Annotated in this window: 20 protein-coding genes; 9 read left to right on the forward strand and 11 right to left on the reverse strand. The window is 73.4% G+C overall.

Annotated elements, in window-relative coordinates:
• Positions 1–15 precede the first annotated feature (15 nt).
• From ACFOVU_RS13885 to ACFOVU_RS13905, 5 genes are all read left to right on the forward strand, one after another.
• Positions 16–1,161, forward strand: coding sequence for a YihY/virulence factor BrkB family protein (locus tag ACFOVU_RS13885; RefSeq protein ID WP_378533615.1), 1,146 nt, complete (start codon positions 16–18; stop codon positions 1,159–1,161).
• A gap of 477 nt (positions 1,162–1,638) precedes the next feature.
• Positions 1,639–2,892 carry a glutamate--cysteine ligase gene (locus ACFOVU_RS13890; protein ID WP_378533617.1) on the forward strand — a complete coding sequence of 418 codons (1,254 nt, stop codon included), beginning with the start codon at positions 1,639–1,641 and terminating at the stop codon, positions 2,890–2,892.
• The gene (locus tag ACFOVU_RS13895) at positions 2,879–4,117 is read left to right on the forward strand and encodes a M20 family metallopeptidase (RefSeq protein ID WP_378533619.1); all 1,239 of its coding nucleotides are present in this window, start codon (positions 2,879–2,881) and stop codon (positions 4,115–4,117) included. Before ACFOVU_RS13890 ends, ACFOVU_RS13895 begins: the two co-directional genes overlap by 14 nt.
• A 51-nt stretch (positions 4,118–4,168) precedes the next feature.
• Entirely contained in the window at positions 4,169–5,266 is a 1,098-nt protein-coding gene (locus tag ACFOVU_RS13900; protein WP_378533621.1) for an adenosine deaminase, read from the forward strand.
• Positions 5,263–5,859 carry a PH domain-containing protein gene (locus tag ACFOVU_RS13905; RefSeq protein WP_378533623.1) on the forward strand — a complete coding sequence of 199 codons (597 nt, stop codon included), beginning with the start codon at positions 5,263–5,265 and terminating at the stop codon, positions 5,857–5,859. Before ACFOVU_RS13900 ends, ACFOVU_RS13905 begins: the two co-directional genes overlap by 4 nt.
• A 551-nt stretch (positions 5,860–6,410) precedes the next feature.
• Here ACFOVU_RS13905 and ACFOVU_RS13910 read toward each other — a convergent pair.
• Together ACFOVU_RS13910 and ACFOVU_RS13915 are read right to left on the reverse strand one after the other, a co-directional pair.
• Positions 6,411–7,211 carry a purine-nucleoside phosphorylase gene (locus ACFOVU_RS13910; RefSeq protein WP_378534042.1) on the reverse strand — a complete coding sequence of 267 codons (801 nt, stop codon included), beginning with the start codon at positions 7,209–7,211 and terminating at the stop codon, positions 6,411–6,413.
• A 155-nt stretch (positions 7,212–7,366) separates the two neighbouring features.
• A complete protein-coding gene (locus tag ACFOVU_RS13915; RefSeq protein ID WP_378533625.1) occupies positions 7,367–7,819 on the reverse strand; it encodes a gamma-glutamylcyclotransferase family protein in 453 nt (150 codons plus the stop codon).
• Between the two features lie 155 nt (positions 7,820–7,974).
• Here ACFOVU_RS13915 and ACFOVU_RS13920 point away from each other — a divergent pair, with 155 nt between their 5' ends.
• Positions 7,975–9,360 (forward strand): NAD(P)H-quinone dehydrogenase, encoded by a 1,386-nt coding sequence (locus ACFOVU_RS13920; protein WP_378533627.1) that lies wholly within the window; start codon positions 7,975–7,977, stop codon positions 9,358–9,360.
• Positions 9,361–9,439: 79 nt separating this feature from the next.
• Here ACFOVU_RS13920 and ACFOVU_RS13925 read toward each other — a convergent pair whose 3' ends face one another.
• From ACFOVU_RS13925 to ACFOVU_RS13950, 6 genes are all read right to left on the reverse strand, one after another.
• Positions 9,440–10,711 carry a chemotaxis protein CheA gene (locus tag ACFOVU_RS13925; protein WP_378533629.1) on the reverse strand — a complete coding sequence of 424 codons (1,272 nt, stop codon included), beginning with the start codon at positions 10,709–10,711 and terminating at the stop codon, positions 9,440–9,442.
• A 157-nt stretch (positions 10,712–10,868) separates the two neighbouring features.
• The gene (locus ACFOVU_RS13930) at positions 10,869–12,338 is read right to left on the reverse strand and encodes a dicarboxylate/amino acid:cation symporter (RefSeq protein WP_378533631.1); all 1,470 of its coding nucleotides are present in this window, start codon (positions 12,336–12,338) and stop codon (positions 10,869–10,871) included.
• A 118-nt stretch (positions 12,339–12,456) separates the two neighbouring features.
• A complete protein-coding gene (locus tag ACFOVU_RS13935) occupies positions 12,457–12,537 on the reverse strand; it encodes a putative leader peptide (protein WP_378534044.1) in 81 nt (26 codons plus the stop codon).
• Positions 12,538–12,649: 112 nt separating this feature from the next.
• A complete protein-coding gene (locus tag ACFOVU_RS13940) occupies positions 12,650–13,996 on the reverse strand; it encodes a hypothetical protein (protein WP_378533633.1) in 1,347 nt (448 codons plus the stop codon).
• Positions 13,986–15,338, reverse strand: a complete 1,353-nt coding sequence (locus ACFOVU_RS13945; protein ID WP_378533635.1) for a hypothetical protein — start codon at positions 15,336–15,338, stop codon at positions 13,986–13,988. The genes ACFOVU_RS13940 and ACFOVU_RS13945 overlap by 11 nt, the downstream gene beginning before the upstream one ends.
• 11 nt (positions 15,339–15,349) lie before the next feature.
• Complete coding sequence (locus ACFOVU_RS13950; RefSeq protein ID WP_378533637.1) at positions 15,350–16,120, reverse strand: hypothetical protein; 771 nt, start codon at positions 16,118–16,120, stop codon at positions 15,350–15,352.
• A gap of 76 nt (positions 16,121–16,196) precedes the next feature.
• On the opposite strand from ACFOVU_RS13950, the gene ACFOVU_RS13955 reads away from it, so the two are divergent.
• Positions 16,197–16,439, forward strand: coding sequence for a hypothetical protein (locus ACFOVU_RS13955; protein WP_378533639.1), 243 nt, complete (start codon positions 16,197–16,199; stop codon positions 16,437–16,439).
• Between the two features lie 82 nt (positions 16,440–16,521).
• On the opposite strand, the gene ACFOVU_RS13960 is transcribed toward ACFOVU_RS13955, so the two are convergent.
• The 3 genes from ACFOVU_RS13960 to ACFOVU_RS13970 all read right to left on the reverse strand — a co-directional run bounded on the left by ACFOVU_RS13960 (position 16,522) and on the right by ACFOVU_RS13970 (position 20,297).
• Positions 16,522–18,285 carry an acetyl/propionyl/methylcrotonyl-CoA carboxylase subunit alpha gene (locus ACFOVU_RS13960; RefSeq protein WP_378533641.1) on the reverse strand — a complete coding sequence of 588 codons (1,764 nt, stop codon included), beginning with the start codon at positions 18,283–18,285 and terminating at the stop codon, positions 16,522–16,524.
• Positions 18,286–18,377: 92 nt separating this feature from the next.
• Positions 18,378–18,629 carry an acyl-CoA carboxylase epsilon subunit gene (locus ACFOVU_RS13965; RefSeq protein WP_378533643.1) on the reverse strand — a complete coding sequence of 84 codons (252 nt, stop codon included), beginning with the start codon at positions 18,627–18,629 and terminating at the stop codon, positions 18,378–18,380.
• Between the two features lie 63 nt (positions 18,630–18,692).
• Positions 18,693–20,297, reverse strand: coding sequence for an acyl-CoA carboxylase subunit beta (locus tag ACFOVU_RS13970; RefSeq protein WP_378533645.1), 1,605 nt, complete (start codon positions 20,295–20,297; stop codon positions 18,693–18,695).
• A gap of 319 nt (positions 20,298–20,616) precedes the next feature.
• On the opposite strand from ACFOVU_RS13970, the gene ACFOVU_RS13975 reads away from it, so the two are divergent.
• The gene (locus ACFOVU_RS13975; protein WP_378534045.1) at positions 20,617–23,175 is read left to right on the forward strand and encodes a phosphoenolpyruvate carboxylase; all 2,559 of its coding nucleotides are present in this window, start codon (positions 20,617–20,619) and stop codon (positions 23,173–23,175) included.
• Positions 23,176–23,263: 88 nt separating this feature from the next.
• A complete protein-coding gene (locus ACFOVU_RS13980) occupies positions 23,264–24,145 on the forward strand; it encodes a biotin--[acetyl-CoA-carboxylase] ligase (protein ID WP_378533647.1) in 882 nt (293 codons plus the stop codon).
• The last annotated feature ends 51 nt before the right edge of the window (positions 24,146–24,196 follow it).

Genomic DNA, 24,196 nt, shown 5'->3' on the forward strand with positions numbered 1-24,196 from the left:
AAGGGGGCGGTGCCGGTGGCCTCTCTCGGTGGCGTCAGGGACCGTGCGCGGCACTACGGCCGCCTGGCGATGGAGCGCTACTGGGCGGCCCGGCGCCGCCGCCCCGGGTTCGACCACCTCGTGCGCGCCTACGAGCGCTACGCCGACCAGCGGGGCACCCAGCTCGCCGCGGCCGTGACCTACTACGCCTTCCTCTCCTTCTTCCCGCTGGTGGCCATCGCCTTCGCGGCCGTGGGCTACCTCGCGGCGTTCGAGGCGCCCGCGCGCGCCTACCTGGAGCAGGCCATCACCGGCGCGCTCCCGGGCATCGCCCCCGGCCTGGGGGTGGACCAGATCGCCGGCGCGCGCACCGGCGCCGGGATCTTCGGCGCGGTCGGCCTGGTCTACGTCGGCCTGGCGGGTATCTCCGCCGTGCGCGAGGCGCTGCACCAGATCTGGCTGAAGCACCCCTCCGACGGGCCCAACGTCGTCTGGGCCAAGGTGCAGGACGTGGCGATCATGCTGGCCGTGGGCGTGGCCATGCTGGCGTCGGTCGCGCTCACCGGCACGGCGCAGGCGGCGACGCGGTGGCTGCTGTCGTGGGTGCACCTGGAGGGCTCCCTCGCCGCGGTGGCCGCCACCCGCCTGCTGGGCCCGCTGATCGCGATCGCGGTGAGCATGCTCGTCTTCCTGTTGCTGTTCGGGCGGCTGTCGGGCACCCGCCGGCCCCTGCGGCTGCTGTGGCGCGGGGCGCTGCTGGCGGCGGTGGCCTTCGAGGTCCTCAAGGCCGCCGGGGCGCTGCTCATCAGCGGCACCCTCGGCAACCCGGTCTATGCGTCCTTTGCGGTCCTGGTGGGGCTGCTCGTGTGGATCAACATCGTCATGCGGGTGGTGCTGTTCTGCGCCGCCTGGACCGCGACCTGGCTGCCGGTGCCGCCGCCCTACCAGGGGACGGTGCCGGTCCCGCTGGTCACGGGGCGCGCCGCGGCCGAACCGGTGCACCCCGCCGCCCATCCCGGCGTCGAGCGGGAGGCGCCCTCCGGGGGACGCGGCGCGGCGCTGCTGCGCGGCATCGGGGCCGCGGCCCGGCGGGCGGCGCTGCCCTCGGCCCTCGCCGGCGCCGTCGGGTATGCGGTCTGGGCCCGCCGCCGTTCGCTCCGGCACGGCCGGTCCGCGCGGTGAGTGTGTCCGGCCGGGAGCCGATATGGTGTCCGATACCGGACGCACGCACCGCCAAACATCACGTATTCGTCACTTCCCGGTAAGCCACTCGGATGTTGTGTACCGTGATACGTGATCACGGGGGGTGGCGTGTACCCGGCGTCCGGACGGGCCGACCGCCCACCGGCGCCTACCGGGTGCCCGCGAATCCGCGTCGGCGTGCGCGGATACAGGGGCGGGCCGGGCAGGGCCCGGCGACCGCCTTCCAACGGGGCTCATGGCGCGTCTGACATCCTCGGCCGCCCGATAGGCCGCCGCGCGTTTCCCAGGAGGCCGCAGGCGGCTCCGGCCGGGAGCCCGAGGGGGCGAATCCGCGATCGATCACACCGGGGGAGTGGAATCGGCGATGGCGCACACGGACACGCGGGGCAGCGCCTCGCCTATCGTGCGTCATGTGCCGGTGGGCGAGCCGGTCCGACGACTGTGCGGAGGTTGATCGTGGCCATCCAATTCAACGCATCCGAACGCGCCACCCTCGGAGTGGAGTGGGAACTCCAGCTCGTCGACCTCCACACCCGCCACCTGCGGCAAGAGGCCCAGCAGGTCTTGGGCGAGCTCCCCGACCTCAGCGAGACCCCCGCCCACCCGCCGCTGCGCCACGAGCTCATGCAGTGCACGGTCGAGGTGGTCACGGGCATCTGCGAGACCGTCGACGAGGCCAAGGCCGACCTCGCGCGCACCATCGGGCGGCTCGACGACGTCCTCGAGCCGCGCGGGGCGGGCCTGCTGTGCGCGGGCACCCACCCGCTCGACGACTGGCGCGACCAGACCCTGTCGCCGGTGCAGCGCTACGGCGAGCTCATCGACCAGATGCAGTGGCTGGCGCGGCGCATCCTCACGTTCGGCGTCCACGTCCACGTCGGTGTCCGCTCGCAGGAGAAAGCGGTCCCTATCCTCAACGCGCTCTCCAAGTACCTCCCCCACTTCCTCGCGCTCACGGCGTCCAGCCCCTTCTGGAGCGGCCACGACACCGGCCTGGCATCGAGCAGATCCATCATCTTCGGCGCCCTGCCCACGGCCGGCCCGCCGCCGCGCCTGTCCGACTGGGGCGCGTTCGAGGACTACATGGAGACCCTGCTGCGGGCCGACACCATCTCCAGCATCAAGGAGGTGTGGTGGGACGTCCGGCCGCACCCCGACTTCGGGACCATCGAGATCCGGATGTTCGACGGCATCCCCACACTGCGCGAGGTCGGCATGGCGGCGGCGCTCTCGCAGTCCCTGGTGAGCCTGTTCGACCAGCAGCTCGACCGCGGCTACGGCCTGCCCGCCCCGCCGCCCTGGGTGGTCGCCGACAACAAGTGGCGGGCCACCCGCTACGGACTCGACGCCCGCGTCATCACCGACGAGCACGGCACCACCGTGCCGCTGCGCGACGACCTCTATGAGCTGATCCGCGAACTCGAACCGGTGGCCGCCCGCTTGGGCTGCGCCGACGACCTCGACGTGGCCTCGGAGATCCTCGACAAGGGGGCCTCCTACGAGCGCCAGCGGGCCGTGATCGAGCAGGGCGGGACGCTCAACGACGTCGTCGACGCACTCACGGCCGAATTCCGCGCCGGGGGGATCGGCCCGTCCACGGGCGCCGACATCCCCCCTGGGCGCACAGCACCCGACGACGCCGGCGACGGCACAGGAGCCGGCCGGCACCATCCGCCGAGGAACAGGGGACCATCCCATGCAGGGGCGTGACCTGCGCGAACAGCTGACCGCGTTTCTGGCTCGCCGTGAGCGCGAGTTCATCGAATTCCGGCGCGATCTCCACATGCACCCCGAGCTGGCGTTCGCCGAGCATCGGACCACACAGAGACTGGCCGAGCGGCTGCGCGCCGCCGGCCTGGCGCCGCGGACCCTCCCGCAGGGGACCGGCCTGATCTGCGACATCGGATCGGGCGACGGCCCCACGGTCGCGCTGCGCGGCGACATCGACGCGCTTCCGCTCACCGACGAGAAGGACGTCCCCTACCGCTCCACCGTCCCGGGCGCCGCGCACGCCTGCGGCCACGACGTGCACACCACGGTCCTGCTGGCCACCGGGTTGTTCCTGGCCCAGCAGGCCAACGCCGGCGCGCTGCCCGGGCGGGTGCGGCTCATCTTCCAGCCCGCCGAGGAGCTGCCCGGCGGCGCCCGTGAGGTGATCGACGCCGGCGGGATCGAGGGCGTCGACCGGATCTTCGCGCTCCACTGCGACCCCCGCCTGCTGTGCGGGCAGGTGGGGCTGCGCACCGGCCCCATCACCGCCGCCTGCGACCAGCTGCTGGTGCGGCTCTCGGGGGCGGGCGGGCACACGGCCCGGCCGCACCTGACCACGGACCTGGTCTACGCGCTCGGCAAGATCGTCACCGAGCTGCCGGCGGCCCTGTCGCGGCGCGTCGACCCCCGCGCGAGCTTCAGCCTCGTCTGGGGCCGGGTCAGCGCCGGGTCGGCGCCCAACGCCATCCCCGACGACGGCGTGGCCGAGGGCACGGTGCGCTGCCTCGACGACGACGCCTGGCACGCCGCCCCCGACATCATCAAGGAACTCATCGACTCCGTGGCCTCGGCCTACGGCGCCGCCGCCGAGCTGGACTACCGGCGCGGCGTGCCGCCCACGGTCAACGAGGCCGGCAGCGTGCAGATGCTGCGCGACGCCTGCGCCCAGACCCTGGGGCCCGAGGCCATCGCCGCCACGCCGCAGAGCCTCGGCGGCGAGGACTTCGCCTGGTACCTCGAGCACGTTCCCGGTGCGCTGGCCCGGCTGGGCACGCACTCGCCCACCTCCGACGCGCCGATGCTGGACCTGCACCGGGGGACCTTCGACGTCGACGAGCGCGCGATCGGGGTCGGCGTCCAGGTCATGGCGGCCGCCGCGCTCACCTCCCTGTGGGAGGGCGCGCGCCCGGCCGGCGACCAGATGGAGGACGCCGCTCTGGCCTGACCTGGGGGTGGGAAGGGCGACGCACCGGGCCGCCGGTGGCATCCTGAACGCATGAGCCACGACGTGACCCTCGACCGGATCCGGCAGGCCCCCAAGGTGCTGCTGCACGACCACCTCGACGGCGGCCTGCGGCCGGCGACGATCGTCGACCTCGCCGACGCCGCCGGCTACGCCGAGCTGCCCACCAAGGACCCCGCCGAGCTGGGCGTGTGGTTCCGCGAGGCGTCGCACTCCGGCGCGCTGGAACGCTACCTGGAGACCTTCCGGCACACCGTGGGCGTCATGCAGACCCGCGAGGCCCTGGTGCGGGTGGCCGCCGAATGCGCCGAGGACCTCGCGGCCGACGGCGTGGTCTACGCGGAGGTCCGCTACGCACCCGAACAGCACCTGGAGGCCGGGCTCACCCTGGACCAGGTGATCGAGGCGGTGCAGGAGGGCTTCGAACTGGGCCGGGCGCGCGCGGCCGAGCAGGGGCACACCATCACGGTGGGCACGCTGCTCACCGCCATGCGCCACGCCGCGCGCTCGCGCGAGATCGCCGAGCTGGCCGTGCGCTACCGCGACTCCGGGGTGGCCGGGTTCGATATCGCCGGGGCCGAGGCCGGCCACCCGCCCACCCGCCACCTGGACGCCTTCGAGTACCTGCGCCGCGAGAACGCCCACTTCACCATCCACGCGGGCGAGGCGTTCGGGCTGCCGTCGATCTGGGAGGCGCTGCAATGGTGCGGTGCCGACCGGCTCGGGCACGGGGTGCGGATCGTCGACGACATCGAGCAGGCGCCCGGCGGCAAGGCCCGCCTGGGCCGGCTGGCGGGCTACGTCCGCGACAAGCGCGTGCCGCTGGAGATGTGCCCGACCTCCAACGTGCAGACGGGCGCGGCGCCCTCGATCGGAGAGCACCCGATCGGGCTGCTGCGCAGGCTGAACTTCCGGGTGACGGTGAACACCGACAACCGGCTCCAGAGCGGCACGACCCTGTCGGCGGAGTTCGCGAAGCTGTGCGAGGCTTTCGGCTACGACTGGGACGACCTCCAGTGGTTCACCGTCAACGCCATGAAGTCGGCGTTCCTGCCGTTCGACGAGCGGCTGGCGCTGATCAACGGGCGGATCAAGCCGGGGTTCGCGCAGCTGAAGTGGGCCTCCAGATGAAGCCGCTGACCGCGCCCGTGTCGCGGGTCATGGCGTGGGTCTGGGCCGGCATCGTGGTCGTGCTGCTGGGGGATCTCGCGCTCAACGGGTCGGGGCGCAGCTCGCTCGTCGCCGGCGCGGTGCTGCTGGTGAGCGTGGGCGCGGCCTACGTCCTGTGGATGCGGCCGCGCGTGGTGCCCACGCAGCGCGGCCTGCGGATCATCAACCCGATGCGCGAGACGTTCGTGCCGTGGTCGGCGTTCACCTGGGCCGACGTCACCGATGTGCTGCGGGTGCACGCCGGCGACCGGGTCGTGCGGGCGTGGCCGCTGCGCGAGACCAAGCGCGCGCAGGTCCGCGAGAACCTGCGCCGTGCGGGCGACGGGGTCGCGCTGGACGACGACGCCGACCCCCGTGAGCTGCGCCCCATGGACCTGGCGGCCCGGGAGCTGCGCCGTGAGGCCGAGCGCCGCAAGGCCGACCCGGCGCCCTCGGGGCCAGAGCCGGCGGGCGCCCCCGGTGTGACCGAGCCGACGACGGTGTGGTCGCCCGACTCCGTGGCGGCCCTGCTGATCCCACTGTTCCTGCTGGCCATGGCCCTTTTGGTCGGCTGACGAACGGGGGCGGTGCACACCGCGGGGGGCGTCCGGATGCCGGGCGTCCCCCGTTTTCGGTGCGGGCGGGGTTGACCCCGGCGATCAATGCTGATTAGGTAAGGCATGCCTAAGGAAATGGGCGCGGGGTTCCGGTGTCTGCGCGGATCACCGGAGCCCCGCTCGGCCGCTTCCGCGGGCATGCGGGTCTCAACTGAATAGCGGGCGCGTCGCAGGCACGGATCGCCACCCGTGCCGCCGGAACCGGGGGTCGCGGGGACCCGTCACCGGGCACCGGCACCGCGGCGCGCGAGATCGGACCGATCGACGACCGGCACGGCCCCACCCCTCGCCCCGCGAGGGGCGCGGCCCCGCCGGCCCGCCGCGGCCGGCCCCGGCGTTCACCATCCCCGGCCTCGGGATGCTGCTCGCCACGCAGGCGCCGGGCACCGGAAGCGGACGGGGTGCGATCACCCACGGGGGAGGAGCCCCGGAGCCCTGCGCGGATGAGCCCGGGGCTCTTCCCCCGAGCTTCTTGGCTTCTTCCGGATGGGCCCCCGCACCGCGGCCCGTCAGAGCCGCATGAGGACCTTGTTCAGCAGCTCGCCCAGGCGCAGTGCCCGCTGGCGGACCACGTCGAGCGCCTTCTCGGAGTCGAACGGGTCGAAGACCGCGCCCACGGCGTCGTTGCTCACCATGGCCAGCCCCAGCACATCGGCGCCCATCTCCACCGCGGCGATGGTCTCCAGCGCGATCGAGCGCCCCACCAGGTCGGCGCCGGCGTTGCGCAGCATCACCAGCTCGGCCTGGGTCTGGAACTGCGGGCCCAGCACCGCCGCGTAGACCCCCTCGGCCAGCGACGGGTCGGCGTCGCGCACGATATCGCGCAGCCGCCCGCTGTAGGCCCCCGTGAGGTCCACGAAGTCCGGCCCGGTCAGCGGGGACATCGAGGTCAGGTTGATGTGGTCGCGGATGACGATGGGCTGGCCCACCGAGAAGTCGGCGCGCAGAGACCCCGCCGTTCCGGTGAGCACGACGGTCGAGGCCCCGGCCGCGACACCGGTGCGCACCGCGTGCGCCACCCGCATCGGGTCGTGCTCCTCGTACAGGTGCGTGCGGCCCAGGAAGACGGCGACGCGCTTGGCGCCCACCCACATGCTGCGGACCTTGGTGGAGTGCCCGGCGGCCGTCGGCGGGGTGAACCCCGGCAGGTCGGCGACGTCGAGTTCGATGTCCGGCGTCCCCAGGGAGTCGGCGGCCCCCGACCACCCCGATCCGAGGACGACCATGGCGTCGTAGCCGTCGGCGCCGCTACGGTGTTTCAGCTCGTCCGCGGCGGCGTCGGCCAGCTCCTTCGCGTCGGCCGTCCGCATTTCAGGATGCGCTTGCGTGGATTCGCTCACACTTCCGGAGCGTACCTTTTCGTGACCGTTTCGTTCCGCAGCGTTATCGGTGTGTCCCCGTACCCGCCCGGCGCGGATCATCCCGCGGCCCCTCCCGGCGCGCCGGGCGTGGTCCGCAACGGGGCTCAGGCAGTGGGGCGCGACAGCAGGTCGGCGATGTAGGACGCGGGCGCGCCGGCCTTCCCGGCGGCGTCGGCCAGCCGCCCCAGCCGTTCCGGCGTGGGCAGGCCGCCCTCGTAGTCGTCGAGCACGTGGGCCCACGCGGTGGCGTCGCCGTCGAGCAGCGTGCGCACCCGCACCCGGATCCGCGTGTAGGCGGCCGATCCGGCCTCGTCACCCCCCGCCACGTGGGGTTCGTCCCATTCGCAGACGTCGTAGACGGCGACGAACACGCTGGAGCCCGGATGCTCCACCACGGTCGGCAGCGCCCCGCCGGGCCGGGCGTGCCCGCCGCCGAAGGTCAGCCGCCAGCCCTCCAGCCAGCCGGTACTCCACAGCGGTGATCGCGGCGCCCGCGCCCCCATCCGGTCGGGGTCAAGATTGGCGCTGTAAGCGGCGTACAGAGGCACGCGGGCCATCGTACGACGCCGCGGGTATCCCCGCTGCGTATTCCGCGACCCGGGATGGCGGAGAATGGATACGGCGAAAGAGGCGAAAGACCCAGGCGGAGGCCCATAGGGCCGGAGCCGCCCGCGGTGCGGGTGGCCGGTCCGCCAGAAGGAGTGAAGCAGTCGTGACGAAGGTCGTGATCATCGGTGGCGGTCCCGGGGGCTATGAGGCGGCACTGGTCGCAGCCCAGTTGGGAGCCGACGTGACGGTCGTGGACCGCGACGGCATCGGCGGCGCATCCGTGCTCACCGACTGCGTCCCCTCCAAGACGCTCATCGCCACCGCCGTCCGCAACGCCTACATCAAGGACGCCCCCAACCTGGGGATCCGCGTCGGCGGAGCCCCGGGCGACGACACGTGCAGCACCGCCGCCGACATGAAGCGGATCAACGAGCGGGTCAAGCGCCTGGCCGTGGCCCAGTCCGAGGACACCGCAGCGCGCCTGGTGAAAGAGGGGGTCGAGATCATCCCGGGCGAGGCGCGCCTGGTCGACCCCCGGATCGTCGCGGTCGGCGACCGCCGTATCACCGCCGACGTCGTCCTCATCGCCACCGGCGCCCACCCGCGCGAGCTGCCCAGCGCCCGGCCCGATGGCGAGCGCATCCTCACCTGGCGCCAGCTCTACGACCTGGAGTCGCTGCCCGAGGAGCTGATCGTGGTGGGGTCCGGCGTCACCGGCGCCGAGTTCGCCAACGCCTACCAGGGGCTGGGCTCCCGGGTCACCCTCGTCTCCTCGCGCGACCGCGTCATGCCCACCCAGGACGCCGACGCCGCCGAGGTCCTGGAGGGCGTCTTCCGCCGCCAGGGCATGCAGGTGCTGGGCAATACCCGCGCCGAATCCGTGGTCAGAACCGACGACGGCGTGCTGGTCACGCTCTCCGACGGCCGCACCGTCACGGGCACCCACTGCCTCATGACCGTCGGCATGATCCCCAACACCGACGGCCTGGGCTTCGAGGAGGCCGGCATCCGGCTCGACGGGGGCGGGTTCGTCCAGGTCGACCGGGTCTCGCGGACCTCGACCCCCGGGGTCTACGCCGCCGGCGACTGCACCGGCGTGAACATGCTGGCGTCGGTGGCCGCCATGCAGGGCCGCATCGCCATGTGGCACGCGCTGGGCGAGGCGGTGGCCCCGCTGAAGCTGTCCACCGTGGCCTCGACCGTGTTCACCCACCCCGAGCTCGCGGCGGTGGGGGTGAGCGAGGAGGACGTGCGCAGCGGCAAGGTCGACGCGCGCATCGTCAACCTCCCGCTCGACACCAACTCGCGGGCGAAGATGAACAACAGCAAGGACGGCTTCGTCAAGCTCATCTGCCGCCAGCACACGGGCATCGTCCTGGGCGGCGTCATCGTCGGCCCGCGCGCCAGCGAACTCATCCTGGGCGTGTCCATCGCCGTCCAGCAGCGCCTGACCGTCGACGAGATCGCCCACACCTTCGCGGTCTACCCGTCCCTGTCCGGCAGCGTCACCGAGGCCGCCCGCTCCCTCATGCTGGCCTCCCCGGAGTAGCCCCGCGCCGCGACGCGAAGGACCCCCGGCCCATTGGGGCCGGGGGTCCTTGTGCTCTGGGGCCGCTCAGCGGGGCGGGCTAGAAGTCGAAGCCTCCGAAGTCCCCGCCGCCGAAGTCGCCGCCTCCGAAATCGCCGCCGAAGTCGCCTCCGCCGGCGTCACCGGCGCCGATGTCGCCCATGCCGGCGCCCATCAGGCCGCCGCCCATCATGGACCCCATCATCGAGCCCATCATCATGCCGGTGAACATGCCCATCATCATGTCCATGCCGAAGTAGCCGCCCGCGTAGGGGGCGTAGGCCGGGCCGGCGTCGTAGTAGGGCCGGCGCTCGCCGTTGACCTCGACCAGCCGGACATCGGGGTCGTAGCCCGACAGGACCGCCTGGGAGCAGGCGGGGCAGGCCGGGACCGACCGCGCGGAGCCGCCGGGGGGCGCCCACTGGACGTCCTGCTGCGACGGGCCGTGCTGCGGGTTGAAGAAGCAGGGCTTGCGCCGCTCGGGCACGGTGTCGCCGTTCATCCGCGCCCGGGTGGCCACCATGTAGTAGCGGCCGTCCTCCAGGGCGTTGGTGACCTGCTGGATCTCCTCGGGGGAGCGGATGCCGTCGAGCGTGGCCTTGGCGCGGTCGTAGGAGTCCATGGCGTGGGTGTAGTCGGTGCGCGTGGGGTCGTCGACCTTGGCGAGGTCGATCTCCAGGCGCGCGATGTCCTCACCCAGGCGGACGACGTCCTCGGTGGCCATCTGCTTGATCTCGGCGAGCTCCTTGGCCTCCTTGGCCTCGCGCTTCTTCTTCGAGTTGTAGACGAAGAAGCCGCCGCCCGCGACCGCGAGCACCAGCAGGCCGACCAGCACGCCGCCGAAGACGCCGGAGGCGGCGTCGGCGGACTGCTCGGCCGCCGCGGCGTCGGGGATCGAGGCGAGGGTGTCGATCTGGTTGCCGCCGCCCTCGGCATAGGCGTCCTGCTGAATCGACTCCAGGGCGGAGGTGTCGAGGTCGGGCGAGCGGACGAAGTACCCCTCGGAGCCGACGAAGCCGGCGTAGACGCCGTCGCCGACGTCGCTCATGATCGGGTCGAGGTAGGCCTCCAGCGCGCTCTCGGAGGAGAAGGTGCCCTCGGGCAGCAGCACGTAGTAGACCGGGACCTCGGAGTTCTCCGCCGCCTGGACCAGGACGTCCTGTTCGGCCTGCGGGAACACGTCGGAGATGCTCTCTTCGATGAACACGTGGTCGTCGCGCAGGTCGCCGGCGACGTCACCGGCGGCGGGGGCATCGGCGAACGCCGGTGCGGCGGCCATGACCACGGAGAAGCCTGCGGTGAGCAGGGCGGGTATTACCAAGCGGCGCAACATGATCGTTCCTCTCGCCTCCCTCACCCACTTGTGACGAACGGTGGGAGGGGAAGGTTCCCGCCTGCGCCGTCCGCGTGGGGCCCGTGGCCACCCACACTACGGGCGGCCCGCCCCGTGGGACAGGCCGCCCGTACATGCTCTGCCGAAGGCGCCGCCGTCAGGAGGACGGCGGAGTTGGCGCGGAGCCGGCGGTGACCGTGTCGCCACCGGTGTCCGTGCCGGAGCCGTCGGCGTCGGCGTCGGTGCCGGACGCGGCGTCCGCCGCCGGCGCGTCCTTCGCGGCGGGCGTGTCCGCGTCGCCGGAGAACTCCGGGTCGACGAAGCCGTCGAGCCCGCGCGGGGCGTTGTAGCGCGCCAGGTCGAGGATGTTCTCGCGCTTGGCGACGATCGCGGGGATGAGCGCCTGGCCGGCGACGTTGGTGGCGGTGCGGCCCATGTCCAGGATCGGGTCGACGGCCAGCAGCAGGCCGACGCCTTCCAGCGGCAGCCCCACGGTCGACAGGGTCAGGGTCAGCATGACCGTGGCGCCGGTGGTGCCCGCGGTGGCGGCCGAGCCGATGACCGAGACGAACGTGATCAGCAGGTAGTCGGTGATGCCGAGCTGGATGCCGAAGAACTGGGCGACGAAGATCGCCGAGATCGCCGGGTAGATGGCCGCGCAGCCGTCCATCTTGGTGGTCGCGCCGAAGGGGACGGCGAAGGACGCGTAGTGGCGCGGGACGCCGAAGTTGGTCTCGGCGACGCGCTCGGTCACGGGCATGGTGCCCATCGAGGACCGCGAGACGAACCCGAGCTGCACCGCGGGCCAGGCGCCGGTGAGGTATTTGGTGACCGAGAGCCCGTGGACGCGGGCCAGGATCGGGTAGACCACGAACATCACCAGGACGAGGCCGATGTAGATGGCCGCGGTGAACCGGCCCAGGGCGCCGATGGTGGTCCAGCCGTAGCTGTAGACGGCGTTGCCCAGCAGGCCGACGGTGCCCAGCGGGGCGAGGCGGATGATCCACCACAGCACCTTCAGCACGATCTTCAGCGCCGACTGGGTGAAGGCCAGGAAGGGCTCGGCCGCCGCACCGACCCGCACGGCGGCGACCCCGACCGCGATCGCGATGACGATCAGCTGGAGCGCGTTGAAGTCCAGCGCCGTGGTGAGGGCGCCCGCGTCGTCGGCGGAGGTGCTCGCGGTCAGCCCCAGGAAGTTGGCGGGGACCAGGCTCTCCAGGAACGCGATCCAGGAGCCCTGGGTGTCGGGGACCTCCGCGCCGCCGGGGCTGACCCCGCTGTTGACGCCGGGGCGGATGATGAGCCCCAGCGCGATGCCGATCACGACCGAGACCAGCGCCGTGATGGCGAACCACAGCAGCGTCTGGCCGGCCAGCCGGGCGGCGTTGGAGACGTTGCGCAGGCTGGCGATGGAGGAGATGACGGCGAGCAGGATCAGGGGCGGGACGATCGTCCGCAGCAGTGTGACGAACGTGGAGCCGATGGTGTCGAGGGTGACGGCGAGCCAGTTGGGGTCATCGGCCGAACCGCCGAGCTGGCGGGCGACGACACCGAGGGCGACGCCCAGGACGAGGGCGGCCAGGACCTGGACGGCGAAGGGGATTCGGCGCAGTGCTGATGGCACGGTGGTGCTCCAAGCGAAAGGAGGATGCCGGGGTGCTCGCGGATGGGCGGGGCGGCCGGCGGACGAGGGAGCGGCGCCGCTCAGGGCGCGCGGTCACGGGGAACGGTGGGCGGAGGCGTCAGGAACGCCGACACGCCTGGCTGGCGACACGGCACAGGTCGATGTGCCGGCGCTCGGTGAGGCCCCAGATATTCGTCACGTTCCAGAACAATAGCCAGCACCACGCGGTTATTCCCTACGCGACGGAGTGACAATCCGGTCTCAATTGTCGCCCTTGTCGGGAATGACCGCTTTTAACGAGGTGGGGGTGCTCAGCCGTGGCGCAGATCTCCCCGGAGGACGCGCTGTACGAGGTCGTCGCTGAGGCTGCCGTACCCGGTGGCCGACCAGACGCTCTCATCGGCGGGGACCTCGTAGTAGGCGACTTGTTCACCGCCGCGCAGGTCCGGCAGCGCGACCGGCGCCCGGTGGCCGCGAACGGCCGCGGTGCAGTCGGCGCACGCGTGCACCCGGACCTTGCGGGAGGAGCCGAGCGCGCGCCAGTTCAGCGGCCGGGTGTCGGTGGCGTGCAGGGGGTCGAAGTAGCAGTGGCGGCGCGCGGCCGGTGGCCTGCGCCCCTGCTGGCGCGCCTCGGCGGCGCGCAGCGCGTCCTCGCTCATGTGCAGCAGGACCCGGGCCCCGGCGAGGTCGGCCATCCCATGGGCCGTGTCGAGGGCCTTGCCGGCCGCGTGCTGGGCGTCGAGCGCCGTCCTGTACTGTTCGGCGGCCTCTGCCGCCTGGGGCGCGTCCTCGGCCAGGGTGAACGCGCCCAGCCGCTCCGCCACCTCCACGAGTTCCCGTTCGACCTCAGCGCGCAGCCGGGCCAGCCGGGCGTCGTCGGCGTTGTCGAAGGCCACCAGGCGCGGGACGGCGGGCGTGCGCCTGCGGTACAGCAGCAGGCCGCCGACCGCGGCGGCCGCTACCAGCACCGCCGCCCCGGCGGCGAGCCACGGCGCCACTCCGGGGCCGGGGGCGGTGGCGTCCGGGGCCGCGGAGTCGTACCACAGGCTCTGGTCGAGCGCTTCGCTCGCGCGCTCATAGGCGGCGTCACCGGTTCCGGTGTCGATCAGCTCCACCGTGTCGCTGAACAGCGCGGACAGTGGGGCGTCGCGGTCGGCGTCGAGGCTCACGGCCATGGCGGCCTCGTGCGCCTGGTGCTCCCGGCCGGTGCCGAAGTCGGTGCCGGTGATCCAGGGGGTTCCGCCCAGCTCCGCGGTCAGGTAGGAGCCGTCCTCGCCGAGGCGGTCGTGCACGGCCCCGAGGAGCTGGTCGGGCTCCCCGTTCCAGGGATCGCCCGCTACCAACGGCACGACGACCACGTAGACCGGCTTGCCCGTCTGCGCGATCTGCTCGGCGAGCTCGATCCGGGCGTTCTCCGGCAGAGCGGACTCGATCGACGGGTCGACGTAGACGGGGGATTCCCGCAGCTCACCGGCGATCCGCTCGGCGGGGCTCACCGTGTCGGCCGCGGCGGCGGACCCAGCCGGGACGACCGTGCCCCCCACTATCCCGGTCGCGCACGCCATCACGGCGAGGATTCGCAGTCCCCGCACGAGGGACTGCGGCCACGGGTACCGGAAGCGGGCGGAGGACGGGAGTGCGAGCGGTCTAGTCGGCATCGAGTTCCTTGAGGACGCGCCGGGGCAGGTCGGGGATGCGGCGGCCGTACTGGGTGGCCGTCCAGAAGCCGTCGGCGAGGTAGTGGGGGCGCCATTCGCCGTCGGAGCGCAGCCGCAGTACCCGGCCGGTCAAGGGCCGGTCGAGGCCGGCCACCGCGTGGCAGGCGGCGCATACGGCGCCCTGCGGGCCCTTTGCGGGCAGGCGCACAGTCGGCTTGCCGTACCGGGTCGCGGCCCGGCCCTCCAGAGCGGCGCCGTGCAGGGGGTTGGCCAGGCAGAACGCGCGGCCGGAGTCGGGCTCGGGGGTCGTCAGCGCCGCACGGGCCGCCCGGACCATGACGATCCCGCCGACCAGCCACTGGTCGTCCCGCCCGCCGTTGCGGATCAGCATCGCGGCGTCGTAGGCGGCGACGGCCGCCGCATGGTCGGCATGCCCGTGGGGGGTGCCGGCGAGTTCGCGGGTGAGGCGGCGCAGCTCGGTGTCGAGCATGCGCACCAGGCGCCGGTGCGAGGGCCGGGTGGGCGCGCGGCGGGCGCGCAGGGATTCGGGCAGGTGGCGCTCCGCCTCTGGCGCGACAACCGGTCGCACCCTCAACCGCCGGCGCAGGAGCGCCGCAATGCCCGCCACGGCTCCCAGCAGGGCACCGCCGAGCAGCGCCCCCACGAACAGGCCCGGCCCGAGGTCAGTGGTGTAGTCGCCGGCGGCCGGCTCTTCGGGGACGAACCCGGAGTCGGTCGAGGGTTCGGGGGCGGCCAGGGGGACCGGGCTCTCGGCCGGCGCGGATGGCGCGGTGTCGACGCCCTCCAGCACCGTGGCGACCTGCTGGGCGAGCAGCCGGCCCTGCGCCGTGGGGATGTCGTCGGCGGGCGGGTCGGGGGCGTCTTCGGGGTACAGGGCGGCCCACTCATCGACCGGAACGCCGAACAGCACGGTCGTGAGGCGGTAGGGGCCGGTGCCGAGGTCCGGCGGGGCGGCCGCGATGTACACGCCGTCGCCGTCCTCGCCCATCGCGTGCCGGACGGCGTGCAGGAACAGCTCGCGATCGCCGCCCGACTCGTCATAGGGCGTGGAGGGCGCCACCACGACGTAGACGGGGTGGTCGGCCCCGGCGATCAGATCGGCGAGTTCGCCGCGCTCCTCGGCGCCGACGAATTCGGCCGCCTCGGGGTCGACGAACAGTGGGTCGCCGTGCAGGGCCTCGGCGATGCGTTCGGTGCGGGTGGTGTCGCCCACGTAGGGCGGGTTTGGCGAGGGCGAGGGAGCGAGCCCGTCGGCCGCAGCGGGAGCCGCGCTGGCGGCCGTCAGCGCGGCGGCGAACCAGAGGAGGGCGGTCGCGACCATGCCGGAACGGTTCACCGCGGCCCCCCGGGGAGCAGGCGCCCGGCGGCGCGCCGCAGCGCGCGGCGGGCGCAGTAGGCGGCGATCGCGAGGGTCGCCCCGATCAGAATGCCGGCCGAGAAGCCGATGTTGTTCCGGCCGACGACACTGTCGGGGTCGAGGTCGTCCGCCAGGTCCGACCACGCGCTCCCGGCGGGGTCGGGAGAGGCCGTGGCCTCGTAGAGGGCGGCGTCGCGTTCGATGCGTTCACGGGTGGCGTCCAGCCGTCCGGCGGCCTCGCCGGAGGAGATGTTGCCCACCGCGCGCTCGATGCAGGTGACCGGGGCGGTGCAGCTCTGGTGGAGGTCGGCCTCGGCGACGGAGTCGGCGAGGCCGGGGACGTGCACCCCGTAGGCGACCCCGGTCACGTTCAGCGCGGACCCGCCGCCCGTGACGGACAGGTACAGGCCGTCCTCGCCCAGCCGGTCGTGGACGGCGGCGAGCAGCGGTTCCTTGCTGTAGTCGCCGCCGGGCGCGGGCGCGGCGATGACGAACACGGGGACGTCGAGCGGCGCCACTGCCGCGGCCATCGCCTCACGGGTGGCGGGGAGGTCGCCGCCGGCCATGTGGTCACTGACGTAGACGGGGTCCTCGGCGAGCCGGCCGGCGAAGAGCTCGGCCTGCCCCAATGCGGCGGCGTCCCCGGACGCGGCGGCGGCCGGTCCGGGAGCGCAGGCGACGGCCGCGGCCACGGCCGCCACAACGGTCACCCGGGCGGCGTGCGGACTCAAGCGGATACGGACCACCGCAAAAGCGTACTGAACCCCCATCGGGCCGTGTTCGAGACCCCAACGGCGCTCGGCGGCAGTGTAGGAATCAGGGATGTTCCCGTACGAGAATCTTCCGGACATCCATCGGTTCTGCCATGAGCAGCTGGACGAGCTTCACCGGGAAGGCGGCGACGAGGCGCCTGAGCTGCGGGCGCGGCTGGAGACCGCCGTGCACGCCCTTCGCGCACTGGACCCCGAGACGTGGGGGCAGGCCGAGGAGGACGTCCGGCACGTGGCAGGCCGCTTCGCGGCGCACCCCGGGTACGCCGCGCTCGGGCTCGACGACGACGAGTGAGAGGGACCTCGCGCCATTCGGCCGGGTGGGCACATGCAGACGCCCCCCGGCCGGACCCGCCGGGAGGCGCCCGTGAACGCCGTCAGGCGTCCTTGATCTCGCAGACGACGCCGCCATTGGCGATGGTCGCGCCCGCCGCGATGACCAGGCCGGTCACCGTTCCGGCCTTGTGGGCGGTTAGGGGCTGCTCCATCTTCATCGCCTCGATGACGACCACCGTGTCGCCCGCGGCGACCAGGCCGCCGTCCTCGGCCACGACCTTGACGACCGTGCCCTGCATGGGCGACACCAGCGCGTCTCCGCCCGCCGCCGCGGCCGCCGCACCGGCGCCCCGCCGCGAGGGCTTCTTGGCGGCCTTGCGCGCGCCCGCGCCCGGGTCGGCACCCAGGCCGGCGGGCAGCACGACCTCCACGCGCTTGCCCCCGATCTCCACGGTCACGGAGTCGCGCCCGCCCGGCTCGACCTGGGTGACCGGGCCGGCGTAGGGGGCCACGGTGTTGTGGAACTCGGTCTCGATCCACCGCGTGTACACGCCGAACGGCTGCGCGGGGTCGGCCGGCGCGAACGCCGGGTCGTCGACCACCGCCTGGTGGAACGGGATGACGGTGGGCATCCCGCCGACCTCGAACTCGCCCAGCGCCCGCCGCGCCCGCTGAAGGGCCTCGACCCGGTCGCGCCCGGTGACGATGAGCTTGGCCACCATCGAGTCGAACGCCTGCGGGACGGTGAACCCGGCCTCGCAGCCGGTGTCGACCCGCACCCCCGGCCCGCCGGGCAGGGTGAAGGAGGTGATGGTGCCGGGAGCGGGCAGGAAGCCGCGGCCGGCGTCCTCGGCGTTGATGCGGAACTCGATGGAGTGCCCGCGCAGCACAGGGTCGGTGTAGCCGAGATCCTCGCCGTCGGCGATGCGGAACATCTCGCGCACCAGGTCGATGCCGGTCACCTCCTCGCTGACCGGGTGCTCCACCTGGAGCCGGGTGTTGACCTCCAGGAAGGAGACCGTGCCGTCCTGCCCCACCAGGAACTCGCAGGTGCCCGCCCCCACGTAGCCGGCCTCGCGCAGGATCGCCTTGGAGGAGGCGTACAGCAGTTCCTGCTGGTCCGCCGACAGGAACGGCGCGGGCGCCTCCTCCACCAGCTTCTGGTGGCGGCGCTGGAGGGAGCAGTCGCGGGTGGAGACCACGACGACGTTGCCGTGGGCGTCGGCCAGGCACTGGGTCTCGACGTGGCGCGGGCGGTCGAGGTAGCGCTCGACGAAGCACTCGCCCCGCCCGAACGCCGAGACGGCCTCGCGGACCGCGGACTCGTAGGCGTCGGCGACCTCGGCCAGGGTGCGGGCGACCTTGAGCCCGCGGCCGCCGCCGCCGAAGGCGGCCTTGATCGCGATCGGCAGCCCGTGCTCCTCGGCGAAGGCCACGACCTCGGCGGCGCCGGAGACCGGGTCGGCGGTGCCGGCCACCAGCGGGGCGCCGACCTTCTGCGCGATGTGGCGGGCCTGCACCTTGTCGCCGAGGGCGCGGATGGCGTCGGGCGGCGGGCCGATCCAGGTCAGCCCGGCGTCGATCACCGCCTGGGCGAAATCGGCGTTCTCGGCGAGGAACCCGTACCCCGGATGCACGGCATCGGCGCCGGACTGAGCGGCGACGGCCAGGATCTTGCCGGCGTCCAGGTAGCTGTCGGCGGGGGTCGCACCGCCGAGGGCGTAGGCCTCGTCGGTGACCTTGGCGTGGAGGGCGTCCAGGTCGGGTTCGGCGTAGATCGCCACGCTGCCCAGGCCGGCGTCGCGGCAGGCGCGCGCGAGCCGGACCGCGATCTCGCCCCGGTTGGCGATGAGAACTTTGCGCACGGTCGAAATTCCTCCTGGTACGGCGGTGGCTGGTCCCGCGCCTGGTCGTGAAGGGTCGTGAAGAGGGGTGATCACACGCGGCCCGGCGCGGGTCACCCCGGGTGGAAGCTGCGGCGCCACGCGCCGGCGCCGCGGGGCGGGTGCCCGCCCGCCGGGTGCGACGGGGCGCGCCAGGCGGAGCGCGGGGCGGGCGCGGCGGCCTCGGCGTCGCGCGCCGCCTGGACGGCCCGGGCGCGGGCGGTCAGCACGGCGACCAGCGCGGCGGCCTCCTCGGGTGTGGGGTTCCCGCGCACCAGGCGCAGGAAGGGGGCGGGGCTCTGCCGCTCACCGGATGCGTCGGACATCGGTGGTCCTCCTTCGCTCACCGCCGTAGACCCGCTTCCCCCCGGGGCGAAGGGGAGTCGCGGTCACAGCGGAATGTTCCCGTGCTTCTTGGGAGGCAGCCGCCGCCGCTTGTCGCGCAGCGACCGCAGCGCCTTGGCGACCGCGACCCGGGTCTCCGACGGCAGGATCACGCCGTCGACGTAGCCCCGTTCGGCCGCGAGGTAGGGGTTGAGGAGCGTGTCCTCGTACTCCTGGACCAGCCGGGCGCGCTCGGCCTCGACGTCGTCGGCGGCGGCCAGCGTGCGCCGGTGCAGGATGTTGACCGCGCCCTGGGCGCCCATGACCGCGATCTGCGCGGTCGGCCAGGCGAGGTTGATGTCGGCGCCCAGGTGCTTGGACCCCATGACGTCGTAGGCGCCGCCGAACGCCTTGCGGGTGATGACGGTGATCAGCGGGACCGTGGCCTCGGAGTAGGCGTAGATCAGCTTGGCGCCGCGGCGGATGATGCCGTTCCACTCCTGGTCGGTGCCGGGGAGGAACCCGGGGACGTCCACGAAGGTGAGAACGGGGACGTTGAAGGCGTCGCAGGTGCGCACGAACCGGGCGGCCTTCTCGGAGGCGTCGATGTCCAGGCACCCGGCGAAGCTCATCGGCTGGTTGGCGACCACGCCCACGGGGCGGCCCTCGACGCGCCCGTAGCCGACGATGATGTTGGTCGCGAACTGCGCCTGGACCTCCAGGAACTCGCCGTCGTCCAGCACGTGCCCGATGATGTCGTGCATGTCATAGGGCTGGTTGGCGGAGTCGGGGATGAAGGCGTCGAGTTCGAGGTCGGTGTCGCTGATCTCGCGGTCGGGCTCGACGGCCTCGGCCGGCGGATCCTCCATGTTGTTGGCCGGGAGGTAGGACAGCAGGTCGCGCACGTAGTCGAGCGCGTCCTGCTCGTCGGCTCCCATGTAGTGGGCCACGCCCGAGGTGGCGTTGTGGGTGCGCGCCCCGCCCAGGTCCTCCATGGAGACGTCCTCGCCGGTGACGGTCTTGATGACGTCGGGCCCGGTGATGAACATCTGCGAGGTCTGGTCGACCATGACGATGAAGTCGGTGAGCGCGGGCGAGTAGACGTGCCCGCCCGCTGCGGCCCCCATGATCAGCGAGATCTGCGGGACGACCCCGGAGGCGTGCACGTTGCGCCGGAAGATCTCGCCGTAGAGCCCCAGGGCGACCACGCCCTCCTGGATCCGTGCGCCGCCGCCCTCGTTGATCCCCACGACCGGGCAGCCGGTGGCCAGCGCGTGGTCGAGGACCTTGACGATCTTCTCGCCGTAGACCTCGCCGAGGGAGCCGCCGAACACCGTGACGTCCTGGCTGAAGACCGCGACCGGCCGGCCGTCGACGGTGCCGTGGCCGGTGACGACGCCGTCGCCGTAGGGCCGGTTGGCCTCCAGGCCGAAGCTCGTGGAGCGGTGCCGCGCCAGGGCCTCGAACTCGACGAACGACCCGGGGTCGAGGAGGGCGTCGATGCGCTCGCGGGCGGTCATCTTGCCCTTGGCGTGCTGCTTCTCGATCGCCCGCTCGGACCCCGCGTGGACGGCCTCGTAGCGGCGTCGCTGGAGGTCGGCGAGCTTGCCCGCGGTCGTGTGGATGTCGATCTCCGCCGAGGGAAGCGGTTCAGGGGCTTGTGTCGCCATAACGCTTCACGATAGTCGCGCCGGGCGGCGGCCACGGTCGGTGACCCCCGATACTCCGGATTCAGGGGGCGCACCCGCTGCGCGGACCGGCTTTCCGGCCGGCGGCAGGGGGGACATCGGGGTGGTCTCCGGAACAGTGGACAGGTCTCTGTGCCATCTCCGTGCCACCATTCGACACCCGTTTCGCCGCCCCCGTTTCCTAGAGGTACAGACCAATCTCGGTAGGCTCGGTCCCATGACAGCGGTTAGCGCGGAACGCGACAGTGCCCGCCAGGAGATCCCCGACCGGTTGCGCGGCGACGTCCGGCTGCTCGGGGAGATGCTCGGCACCGTCCTGGCCGAGAGCGGCGGGCAGGACCTGCTCGCCGACGTCGAGCGGCTGCGGCGGGCCGTCATCGGCGCGCGGGACGGTTCGGTCTCCGGCGATGAGATCACCCGTCTCGTCGCCTCGTGGCCCCTGGAACGGGCCAAGCAGGTGGCGCGCGCGTTCACCGTGTACTTCCACCTGGCCAACCTGGCCGAGGAGCACCAGCGGATGCGGGCCCTGCGCGAGCGCGACGACGCCGCGCACCCGCCGCGCGAGTCGCTGGCCGCGGCCGTGCGCCACATCCGCGAGACCGGCGGCGAGGACCGGCTGCGCGCGTTCGTCGGCAACATGGAGTTCCACCCCGTCCTGACCGCGCACCCCACCGAGGCGCGCCGCCGCGCGGTGTCGACCTCCATCCTGCGCATCAGCGAGCAGCTGGAGCGCTACCGCGACTCCCACCCCGGCAGCTCCGTCGAGGCCGAGGCGCGGCGCCGCCTCCTGGAGGAGATCGACCTCCTGTGGCGCACCTCTCAGCTGCGCTATACCCGGCTCGACCCGCTCGACGAGGTCCGCACGGCTCTGGCGGCCTTCGACGAGACCATCTTCCGGGTGGTCCCCGAGATCTACCGGTCGCTGGACGCCGCCATCGACCCCGAGGGCAGCGGCCGCGAGCCGGCCCGCGCCCCGGCGTTCGTCCGCTACGGCAGCTGGATCGGCGGCGACCGCGACGGCAACCCGTTCGTCACCCACGAGGTCACCCGCGAGGCGATCTCGATCCAGTCCGAGCACGTGCTGCGCGCCCTGGAGAACGCCTGCGGCCGGATCGGGCGCACGCTGACCGCCTACGCCAACCTGACGCCCGCCAGCAGCGACCTCGCGGCCACCCTCGCCGCGAACGAGGCCGGCTACCCGCAGGTGATGGCCCGGATCGCCAAGCGCTCGCCGAACGAGCCGCACCGCCAGCTCGTGCTGTTCGCCGCCGAACGCCTGCGCGCCACCCGCGAGCGCGACGCCGACCTCGCCTACCCCGGCCCCGACGCCTTCCTCGCCGACCTGCGCACGGTGCAGCGCTCGCTGGCCGACGCGGGAGCGGCCCGCCAGGCCAACGGGGAGCTCCAGCACCTGATCTGGCAGGCCGAGACGTTCGGCTTCCACCTGGCCGAACTGGAGATCCGCCAGCACAGCGAGGTGCACGCCGAAGCCCTGCGCGAGCTGCGCGCCGGTGCCGAGCCCTCCGAGCGGACCCGGGAGGTGCTGGCCACGTTGCGCGTGGTCGCCTGGATCCAGGAGCGGTTCGGGGTCGAGGCCTGCCACCGCTACATCGTCAGCTTCACCCGTTCCGCCGAGGACATCGCCGCGGTCCACGAGCTGGCCGGATACGCGCTGCCCGCGGGCAAGGAGCCCGCGCTCGACGTCATCCCGCTGTTCGAGACCGGCGCCGACCTCGAAGCCTCGCCCACCGTCCTTGACGGCATGCTGGAGCTGCCGCAGGTCCGCACGCGCCTGGAGCAGACCGGAGGGCGCCTGGAGGTCATGCTCGGCTACAGCGACTCCGCCAAGGACGTCGGGCCCGTGAGCGCCACCCTGCGGCTCTACGACGCCCAGGCGCAGCTCGCCGAGTGGGCGGAGCGCAACGGCGTCACGCTCACCCTGTTCCACGGCCGCGGCGGCTCCCTGGGCCGCGGCGGCGGCCCCGCCAGCCGCGCGCTGCTCGCCCAGGCACCCGGGTCGGTGGCGGGCCGGTTCAAGGTCACCGAGCAGGGCGAGGTCATCTTCGCCCGCTACGGCCAGCGCGCCATCGCCCACCGCCACATCGAGCAGGTCGGCCACGCGGTGCTCATGGCCTCCACCCAGGATGTGCAGGACCGCGCCCGCGCGGCGTCGTCGGCCTACCGCTCCCTGGCCGACGGTGTCGCCGAGGCCGCCCACACCGCCTATCGCGCGCTCATCGACACCGAGGGCTTCGCCGAGTGGTTCTCCCGGGTCAGCCCCTTGGAGGAGCTGGGCGACCTGCGCCTGGGCTCGCGCCCCTCCCGGCGCGGCGCGGCCAAGGGCCTGTCCGACCTGCGGGCCATCCCGTGGGTGTTCGCCTGGACCCAGACCCGCGTCAACCTGCCGGGCTGGTTCGGCCTGGGCACCGGCCTGGCCGCGGTCGACGACATCGGCGCGCTCCAGGCCGCCTATGAGGAGTGGCCGCTGTTCTCCTCGCTCCTGGACAACGCCGAGATGAGCCTGGCCAAGACCGACCGGTCGATCGCCGAGCGCTACCTGGCCCTGGGCGGGCGCCCCGAGCTGACGGAGCTGGTGCTCGCCGAGTACGACCTGACCCGCGACCTCGTCCTCAAGGTCACCGGGCACCGGCGGCTGCTGGAGAACCGGCGGGTGCTCTCCCGGGCGGTCGACCTGCGCAACCCCTACGTCGACGCGCTGTCGCACCTTCAGCTGCGCGCCCTCGAGGCGCTGCGCGGCCCCGAATCCGACGCGCTCTCAGAGGACGACGCCCGCCACTTGGAGCGGCTGCTGCTGCTGTCGGTCAACGGCGTGGCCGCCGGGTTGCAGAACACGGGCTGACGTCCGCGCCGGCCCCGGTGCTCCGGGGCCGGCGCCGGCGGCCGCGGGCGGGGCCGCCGCTCCGGTGCGGGCACGGTTGAATGGGGGGATGGCAGCCGACCCGTCCCGCTCCGCAGCGTCCCCCTACACCGATCTGGACCGGCCCCCGCTGCGCGCGGGCGCGCTGGAGCGGGCGCTCGTGCGCCCCGGGGGGCTCTGGCGCGCGATCGAGGTCGCGGCCGAGCTCCCGTCGACCAACACCGAACTCATCCGGCGCGCCCGCGAGGGCGCCCCCGGCGGCACGGTCCTGGTCACCGACCACCAGACCGCCGGCCGGGGAAGGCTGGACCGCGCATTCCACACCCCGCCGCGCGCCGCGCTGACCTTCTCCGTGCTGCTGCGCCCCGAGGTCCCCGCCCGCCGCCTGGGCTGGCTGCCACTGCTCATGGGGGTCGCCGCGGTGTCCGCGATCGAGCGGATCGCCGAGATCCCCGCCGGCCTGAAGTGGCCCAACGACGTGCTCACCCGCGCCGATGACGGACGCCCCGACCGCAAGCTCGCCGGGATCCTCTCGGAGGCGGCCTTCACCGACGGCGACCCGGGCGTCGTGATCGGCATGGGCCTCAACGTCGCGCAGACCCGCGCCGAGCTGCCCGTGGACACCGCCACCTCCCTGGCGGTGGAGGAGGCGGCCTGCACCGACCGCGACCCCCTGCTGCGCGCCGTCCTGCGCGGGCTGGCCGATCGGTTCGAGGCCTGGCAGGCGCACGGCGGCGACGCCGAGGCCAGCGGGCTGGCCGCCGAGTACCGCGGCCGGTGCACCACGATCGGCCGCCCGGTGCGCGCACACCTGCCCGGCGACCGCGTGCTGGAGGGCGAGGCGACCGGGGTGGACGCCGACGGCCGCCTCATCGTCCGCGGCCCGGGCGGCGAGGAGCCGCTGAGCGCCGGGGACGTCGTGCACCTGCGCCGCGCCGACGGCGGCTACTGACCGGCCGGTGCGCCCGCCGGGCCCGGCACAGCGGACCCCCGCGGGGTCGAT

The organism is Nocardiopsis sediminis (assembly GCF_042650565.1).
In the GTDB taxonomy this organism is placed as follows: Bacteria; Actinomycetota; Actinomycetes; order Streptosporangiales; family Streptosporangiaceae; genus Nocardiopsis_B; species Nocardiopsis_B sediminis.

What these genes read in the sequence shown, in the direction of transcription:
- ACFOVU_RS13895 (WP_378533619.1), top strand. Translation starts at nt 2,879, where the DNA reads ATGCAGGGGCGTGACCTGCGCGAACAGCTGACCGCGTTTCTGGCTCGC.
- ACFOVU_RS13900 (WP_378533621.1), top strand. Translation starts at nt 4,169, where the DNA reads ATGAGCCACGACGTGACCCTCGACCGGATCCGGCAGGCCCCCAAGGTG.
- ACFOVU_RS13905 (WP_378533623.1), top strand. Translation starts at nt 5,263, where the DNA reads ATGAAGCCGCTGACCGCGCCCGTGTCGCGGGTCATGGCGTGGGTCTGG.
- ACFOVU_RS13910 (WP_378534042.1), bottom strand. Translation starts at nt 7,211, where the DNA reads ATGCGGACGGCCGACGCGAAGGAGCTGGCCGACGCCGCCGCGGACGAG.
- ACFOVU_RS13915 (WP_378533625.1), bottom strand. Translation starts at nt 7,819, where the DNA reads ATGGCCCGCGTGCCTCTGTACGCCGCTTACAGCGCCAATCTTGACCCC.
- ACFOVU_RS13925 (WP_378533629.1), bottom strand. Translation starts at nt 10,711, where the DNA reads ATGTTGCGCCGCTTGGTAATACCCGCCCTGCTCACCGCAGGCTTCTCC.
- ACFOVU_RS13940 (WP_378533633.1), bottom strand. Translation starts at nt 13,996, where the DNA reads ATGCCGACTAGACCGCTCGCACTCCCGTCCTCCGCCCGCTTCCGGTAC.
- ACFOVU_RS13945 (WP_378533635.1), bottom strand. Translation starts at nt 15,338, where the DNA reads ATGGTCGCGACCGCCCTCCTCTGGTTCGCCGCCGCGCTGACGGCCGCC.
- ACFOVU_RS13955 (WP_378533639.1), top strand. Translation starts at nt 16,197, where the DNA reads ATGTTCCCGTACGAGAATCTTCCGGACATCCATCGGTTCTGCCATGAG.
- ACFOVU_RS13965 (WP_378533643.1), bottom strand. Translation starts at nt 18,629, where the DNA reads ATGTCCGACGCATCCGGTGAGCGGCAGAGCCCCGCCCCCTTCCTGCGC.
- ACFOVU_RS13970 (WP_378533645.1), bottom strand. Translation starts at nt 20,297, where the DNA reads ATGGCGACACAAGCCCCTGAACCGCTTCCCTCGGCGGAGATCGACATC.
- ACFOVU_RS13975 (WP_378534045.1), top strand. Translation starts at nt 20,617, where the DNA reads ATGCTCGGCACCGTCCTGGCCGAGAGCGGCGGGCAGGACCTGCTCGCC.
- ACFOVU_RS13980 (WP_378533647.1), top strand. Translation starts at nt 23,264, where the DNA reads ATGGCAGCCGACCCGTCCCGCTCCGCAGCGTCCCCCTACACCGATCTG.